Consider the following 5,957-nt stretch of genomic DNA (forward strand, 5'->3'; position numbering starts at 1 on the left):
GTCGCTGCCCGGTTGAACGGCCGGCCACGCAAAACGCTCGGCTGGGAAACCCCAGCCGAGCGTCTCACCAAGCTTCTGGCGCTAGCCAGTTGATCAATCCGTGTTGCGATGACCCCTTGACTTCACCGTGCGCCTTCCGGGGTTTTCTGTTGCCCCTTGACAGGCGGGCGGCCCCGGGCTCATATTCTTCACCACTAACTTTATGTCTAAAGAAAGTGGTGGCATGGCCGGAAGCGACCGCGGCGACCTCACCAGGACCGCGATCCTCGCCCTGCTCGGCACCGTCGGGCCGCTCAGCCGCAGCGAGATCGCGCGGGAGCTGGACGTCAGCCCCGCGACCGTCACGCAGCTGACCCGCGAGCTGATGGGACACGGCATGGTCGAGGAGCTCGACCTCAAGCCGTCCCGGGGCGGGCGGCCCGCCCAGCGGCTCGGCCTCGTCGGCGGCGCCGGGCGCGCCCTCGGCGTCAAGGTCACCGCCGACCACCTCGTCCTCGTCGACGTGCGGCTGGACGGCGAGGTGCTCGGGTCCTGGGTGCGGCCCTTCGACCCCGCCGCCGCCGACGCCCCCGGCGACCTCGCCGACGCCGTCGCCTCCGTCCTCACCGCCATCACCGGCGGGCCGCCGCTGCTCGGCATCGGCGTCGGCGTGCCCGGCTCCGTCGACGACCAGGGCGTCGGCACCGTCAACGCGCCCACACTGGGGTGGCAGGCCATGCCCGTCGGCGAACGGCTGCGGCGGCGGCTCGACCTGCCCGTGCTCGTCGAGAACGACGTCAACGCGCTCGCGGCGGCCGAACGGCTGTACGGCAGGGGGCGGACGCACCGGGACTTCCTCGTGCTGACCATCGGGCGCGGCGTCGGCGCGGCCATCGTCGCCGACGGGCGCGTGTACCGGGGGGCGCGCGGTGGCGCCGGCGAGTTCGGCCACCTGTGCGTGGACCCCGCCGGGCCGCCGTGCGGGTGCGGCGCCCGGGGCTGCCTGGAGGCCTTCGTCGGCTCCACCGGCCTCCTCGCCGCCGCCCGGGCCAAGACCACCACCCCCTCGGAGGGCGCACCCCACGGTGAGGGCGCCCCCTTCGCGGAAAGCGGGCCTTTCAAGGGAGGCGACCTCCTCGGAGAGGGGGCCGGGGGGGCGTTGGGAGCGGTGGCGGCGTTGGGGCGGGCGGCCGTGCGGGGGGACGCGGTGGCGCGGGAGGTGTTCGCCGAGGCCGGGGAGATCCTGGGGCGGGCCACGGCCGGGCTGGTGAACGTGGTGGACCCGGAGGTCGTGGTGGTGCTCGGCGAGGGCACCGCCGACTGGCCGTTCTGGCAGGTGGGGTTCGATCGGGCGCTTCGGGCGCAGCTCTACCCGGGGCGGCGGGACATCGCGGTCGAGGTGGAGAGCTGGGACGAGACGAGCTGGGCGCAGGGAGCGGCGGCGCTGGTGCTGGCGACGCCGTTCGACGCGGCCGGGGCCGCCGGGGAGCAGGGCCGCCTGGTGCGCGCCCGCCTCATCGGGACCACGCCGTGAGCGCCGTCCGTGACCGCGCGGGCGTTCTCGCGCGCGGCACGCGTACCGGAGAGGGAGCGAGCTGATGACACTCACCGCGGCCCCGCCCGAGGCGGGGGCCACGCACGGGCGGAGGGCGCCGCGACGGCGGTGGCGTCACGCGGGGACCGTCGCGGTGTTCCTGCTGCCGAGCCTGGTGCCGCTGACCCTGTACACGCTGGTCCCGATGGTGGCGTCGCTGTGGACGAGCCTGCACGAGTGGGATCTGATCACGGAGATGCGCTGGGTGGGCCTGGGCAACTACGTGGAGCTGATCGGCGATCCGGGGACGCGGGCGGCGTTCGGGCACACGCTGTACTTCATCGCCGGTTACCTGCCGCTGGTCTACCTGGGCGGGCTGGGCCTGGCGCTGCTGCTGAACCGGGCGATGGCGGGCCGGAGCCTGCTGCGCGGGATCTACTTCCTGCCGGTCATCACGAGCTGGGTCGTGGTGGCGCTGATGTGGAAGTGGCTGCTGAACCCGGCGAGCGGGATCGTGAACTGGGCGCTGGGGCTGGTCGGGGTGAGCGGGCCGGGCTGGTGGACGGATCCGGCCTGGGCGATGCCGTCGGTGATCCTCGCCTCGGCGTGGAAGGACCTGGGCTTCGTGATGATCATCCTGCTGGCGGGGCTGCAGGCGATCCCGAAGGAGTACCAGGAGGCGGCCATGGTCGACGGGGCGTCGGCGGTGCGCCGGTTCCGGCACATCACGCTGCCGCTGCTGTCGCCGTCGTCGTTCTTCGTCGTGGTGATCTCGCTGATCAACGGGTTCCAGATGTTCGACCAGGTCAAGATCATGACCGGGGGCGGGCCGGGCGGGGCGACGCAGGTGGTGGTGTCGCAGATCTACGACCTGACGTTCCGTTACGGCCGGGCGGGGGCGGCCTCGGCGCTGTCGTGGCTGCTGTTCGCGCTCGTGCTGCTGGTGACGATCGTGCAGATCCGCGGGCAGAAGCGGTGGGTGACCTATGGGTAGGGCGCTGCGCTACCTCGCGGTGGGGCTGGGCGCGGTGGTGATGCTGTTCCCGTTCGCGTGGGCGCTCATCACCTCGATCACGCCGAGCGACGCGGTGCTGGCGGTGCCGCCGGACTTCACGCCGGAGGGCGCGAGCCTGGACGCCTACGGCAAGCTGCTGGAGACGCTGCCGTTCTGGCGGATCGTGGCCAACAGCGCGTGGATCGGCGCGGCGTCCACGCTGCTGCAGCTCGTGACCAGCGCGATGGCCGCGTACGCGTTCGCCCGGCTGCCGTTCCCGGGGCGGGGGGCGCTGTTCGCGGTCTACCTGGCGACGCTGATGATGCCGCTGCCGGTGCTGGTGGTGCCGCTGTTCATCGAGATGCGGATGTTCAACCTGGTCGACACCTATTTCGCGCTGCTGGCTCCGACGATCGCCTCGGCGTTCGGGGTGTTCCTGCTGCGGCAGGCGATCCGGCAGGTGCCCCGGGAGTTCGACGAAGCGGCCGTGCTCGACGGCGCCGGACATTTCAGGATCTTTCTGTACGTGGTCCTGCCGCTCATCCGCCCGGCCCTGGCCACCTTCGCCATCTTCGGCTTCATGGCCAGTTGGAACAGCTACCTGTGGCCGCTGATCATCATCAAGTCGCCCGAGTTCATGACGCTGCCGCTGGGCCTGGCCACGCTGCACGGCCAGTTCACCACCGAGTGGGACGTGGTCATGGCCGGCTCGGTGATCAGCGTCGTGCCGATCCTCGTTCTCTACGTCTTCGCCCAGAAACACGTCATCGCCAGCGTCGCGCAGAGCGGGCTCAAGTAAAGGAAACCCCCCATGAAGACACGTACCAAGGTGGCCGCCGCGCTCGCGGCCGCGCTGCTCGCCTCCGCCTGCTCCCAGGGTTCGGCCACGAAGGCGCCGAGCGGCGAGGGCGGCAGGACGACGCTGCGCTACTTCACGTTCTCGGCGGCGCCGGACCACGTGAAGGACCTCGACGCGATCGTGGCCGCGTTCGAGAAGCAGAACCCGTCGATCGACGTCGTGGTGGAGACCGCGCCGTTCGACGAGTACTTCACCAAGCTCCAGACCAGCATCGCGGGCGGCACCGCGCCCGACACCTTCGAGCTGAACTACGAGAACTTCGTCACCTACGCCGGCGCCGGTTCGCTGCTCGACCTGGGCGCCGTGGGCGGAGACGGCGACCTGTCGGCGTACGCGGCCGAGTCGCTGAACGCCTTCAAGCGCGACGGCAAGCAGTACGCGCTGCCCGCGTCGTTCTCGACCGTGGTGCTCTTCTACAACAAGGACCTGTTCGAGAAGGCCGGCGTCGACCTGCCCACCGCCGACTGGACGTGGGCGGACGAGCAGGCGGCGGCGGAGAAGCTGACGGACAGGAAGAAGGGCGTCTACGGCGACTTCCAGCCGGTTCAGTTCTTCGAGTTCTACAAGACGCTCAAGCAGGCAGGCGGCGAGTTCCTGTCGGCCGACGGCAAGAAGTCCGCCTTCGACAGCCCGCAGGGCGTCAAGGCGGCCGAGTGGCTGGTGTCGAAGGTCGGCAGGACGATGCCCACCGAGGCGGAGATCGGCGGCACCGCCGACTACGACACGAACCTGTTCAAGTCCGGCAAGCTCGCGATGTGGCACAACGGCATCTGGCAGTTCGCCGGGCTGAAGGACGTGCCGTTCGAGTGGGACGTCGTCGTCGAGCCCGGTGACGCGGGCAAGGCCAGCGCGGTCTTCCACAACGCGGTCGCCGTCTCGTCCACGACCAAGCTGGGCAAGGAGGCGTACGCCTGGGCCCGCTTCCTGTCGTCGTCCGACGTCGCCGCGAGCACCCGCATCGCCTCGTCGTGGGAGCTGCCGCCGGTCGCCGACCAGCAGGTGCTGGCCGGCTACCTCAAGGACCCGAAGCCCGCCAACCGGCAGGCGGTCTTCGACGCGCTGGAGTCGATCGCGCTGCCGCCGGTCATCAAGCGCCAGCAGGAGATGCAGGACGCCGTGACCAAGGAGCTGAGCGAGGCCGCCTCCGGCCGCAAGCCGGTGCCGGACGCGCTCAAGGCGGCCGCCGCCGAGGTCGACGCACTGCTCGGCTAGATCCCCGACCCTTTCAGGAGACCAGTTCCCGTGACCCTCGTGTCGCACAGCCTCGACGTGATCCAGAGGCTCCAGTCGTCCACCGGCGCCTATCCGGCCTCGCCGACCTTCTCCGCCTACCGCGGCTACTCGTGGCTGCGGGACGGCTCGTTCATCGCCGAGGGGGTGAGCAGGCACGGCGACGTGGCCGGGGCCGACGCCTTCCACGCCTGGAGCGCCCGGGTGGTCGGCGACCGCGCCGGGCAGGTGGACGCGCTCGTCGCCCGCGCCGCGCGCGGGGAGCCGGTCGCGCAGGCCGAGATGCTGCCCACCCGGTTCACGCTGGACGGCGTGGACGGCACGGACGAGTGGTGGGACTTCCAGCTCGACGGCTACGGCACCTGGCTGTGGGCGCTGCGCGAGCACACCGCCCGGCACGGGCGCGCCGTTCCGGGCGTGGAGAAGGGGGTACGGGCCACCGCCCGCTACCTGTCGGCCTTCTGGGACCGGCCCTGCTACGACTGGTGGGAGGAGCACGTCGAGCAGCGGCACGTGGCGACGCTCGGCGCGGTGCACGCCGGGCTGCGCGCGGCCCTGGAGCTGGACGTGCTGAGCGCCGCCGAGGCCGAGGCCGCCTCGGCGGCGGTGGCGGGCGTCGCGGCGCTGGTGGCCGCCGAGGGCGTCGCCCCGGGCGGGCACCTGCGCAAGTGGCTGGGCAGCGACGCCGTGGACGGCAGCCTGCTGGCGTGCGTGGAGCCGTTCGGGCTGTACGCGGCCACGCACCCGGTGGGGGCGGCGACCGTGGCGGAGGTGGAGCGGCAGCTCGCCCGCGACGGCGGCGTCTACCGCTACCTGGACGACACCTTCTACGGCGGCGGCCGGTGGGTGCTGCTGGCCGGGTTCCTCGGCTGGAACCACGCGCGGGCCGGGCGGCCCGGCCGGGCGCGGCATCACCTGGACTGGATGGCCGCGCAGGCGACGCCCGCGGGCGACCTGCCCGAGCAGGTGCCCGGCCTGCTGCTCTGGCCGGAACGCCGCCAGGAGTGGCTGGACCGGTGGGGCCCGGTGGCCACGCCGCTGCTGTGGTCGCACGGCATGTACCTGATCCTCGCCGACGAGCTGGGGGTGCGGGCATGATCCGGCATCGTCCCTTCGGGTCCGGGCACCCGTACGCGGTCACCGAGGACCAGCGCGTCCCGGCGCGCCCGCTCGCCGGTGAGGCCGTGGAGCTGCGCGTGCGCGCGTCGCCCGCGGTGGCGTCGGTGGTGTGCGAGTGGGTGACGGACGGCGGGGCTCCGCTGGAGCTCGCGCTCGCGCCGCAGGGCGGCCCCGGCGCGCGGGAGGCGGGCGCCGACGGCGGGCACCTGGCCGCCGCGCAGGCGCGGGCCGCGCGGGCCGCC

6 protein-coding genes are annotated in these 5,957 nt (G+C 72.5%); all 6 read left to right on the plus strand.

Annotated features, from left to right (window positions below):
- Positions 1 to 223 precede the first annotated feature (223 nt).
- Positions 224 to 1,513: an ROK family transcriptional regulator gene (locus KME80_RS49220; RefSeq protein ID WP_219519786.1), complete on the plus strand. Its 1,290-nt coding sequence runs from the start codon at positions 224 to 226 to the stop codon at positions 1,511 to 1,513.
- A 64-nt stretch (positions 1,514 to 1,577) separates the two neighbouring features.
- Positions 1,578 to 2,507: a carbohydrate ABC transporter permease gene (locus KME80_RS49225; RefSeq protein ID WP_219519789.1), complete on the plus strand. Its 930-nt coding sequence runs from the start codon at positions 1,578 to 1,580 to the stop codon at positions 2,505 to 2,507.
- The gene (locus KME80_RS49230) at positions 2,500 to 3,306 is read left to right on the plus strand and encodes a carbohydrate ABC transporter permease (RefSeq protein WP_219519792.1); all 807 of its coding nucleotides are present in this window, start codon (positions 2,500 to 2,502) and stop codon (positions 3,304 to 3,306) included. The genes KME80_RS49225 and KME80_RS49230 overlap by 8 nt, the downstream gene beginning before the upstream one ends.
- A 12-nt stretch (positions 3,307 to 3,318) precedes the next feature.
- Positions 3,319 to 4,578, plus strand: coding sequence for an ABC transporter substrate-binding protein (locus tag KME80_RS49235; RefSeq protein ID WP_219519795.1), 1,260 nt, complete (start codon positions 3,319 to 3,321; stop codon positions 4,576 to 4,578).
- 30 nt (positions 4,579 to 4,608) lie between these two features.
- Entirely contained in the window at positions 4,609 to 5,694 is a 1,086-nt protein-coding gene (locus tag KME80_RS49240) for a glycoside hydrolase family 15 protein (RefSeq protein ID WP_219519798.1), read from the plus strand.
- On the plus strand, positions 5,691 to 5,957 hold a 267-nt coding region (locus KME80_RS49245; protein ID WP_219519801.1), incomplete at its 3' end, for a hypothetical protein. The genes KME80_RS49240 and KME80_RS49245, both read left to right, overlap by 4 nt.

This window comes from Nonomuraea ceibae (assembly GCF_019396325.1).
GTDB classification, from domain to species: domain Bacteria; phylum Actinomycetota; class Actinomycetes; order Streptosporangiales; family Streptosporangiaceae; genus Nonomuraea; species Nonomuraea ceibae.

Excerpts from the sequence above, each read along its gene's own strand:
- KME80_RS49225 (WP_219519789.1), top strand. The coding sequence starts at position 1,578 with ATGACACTCACCGCGGCCCCGCCCGAGGCGGGGGCCACGCACGGGCGG.
- KME80_RS49230 (WP_219519792.1), top strand. The coding sequence starts at position 2,500 with ATGGGTAGGGCGCTGCGCTACCTCGCGGTGGGGCTGGGCGCGGTGGTG.
- KME80_RS49235 (WP_219519795.1), top strand. The coding sequence starts at position 3,319 with ATGAAGACACGTACCAAGGTGGCCGCCGCGCTCGCGGCCGCGCTGCTC.
- KME80_RS49220 (WP_219519786.1), top strand. The coding sequence starts at position 224 with ATGGCCGGAAGCGACCGCGGCGACCTCACCAGGACCGCGATCCTCGCC.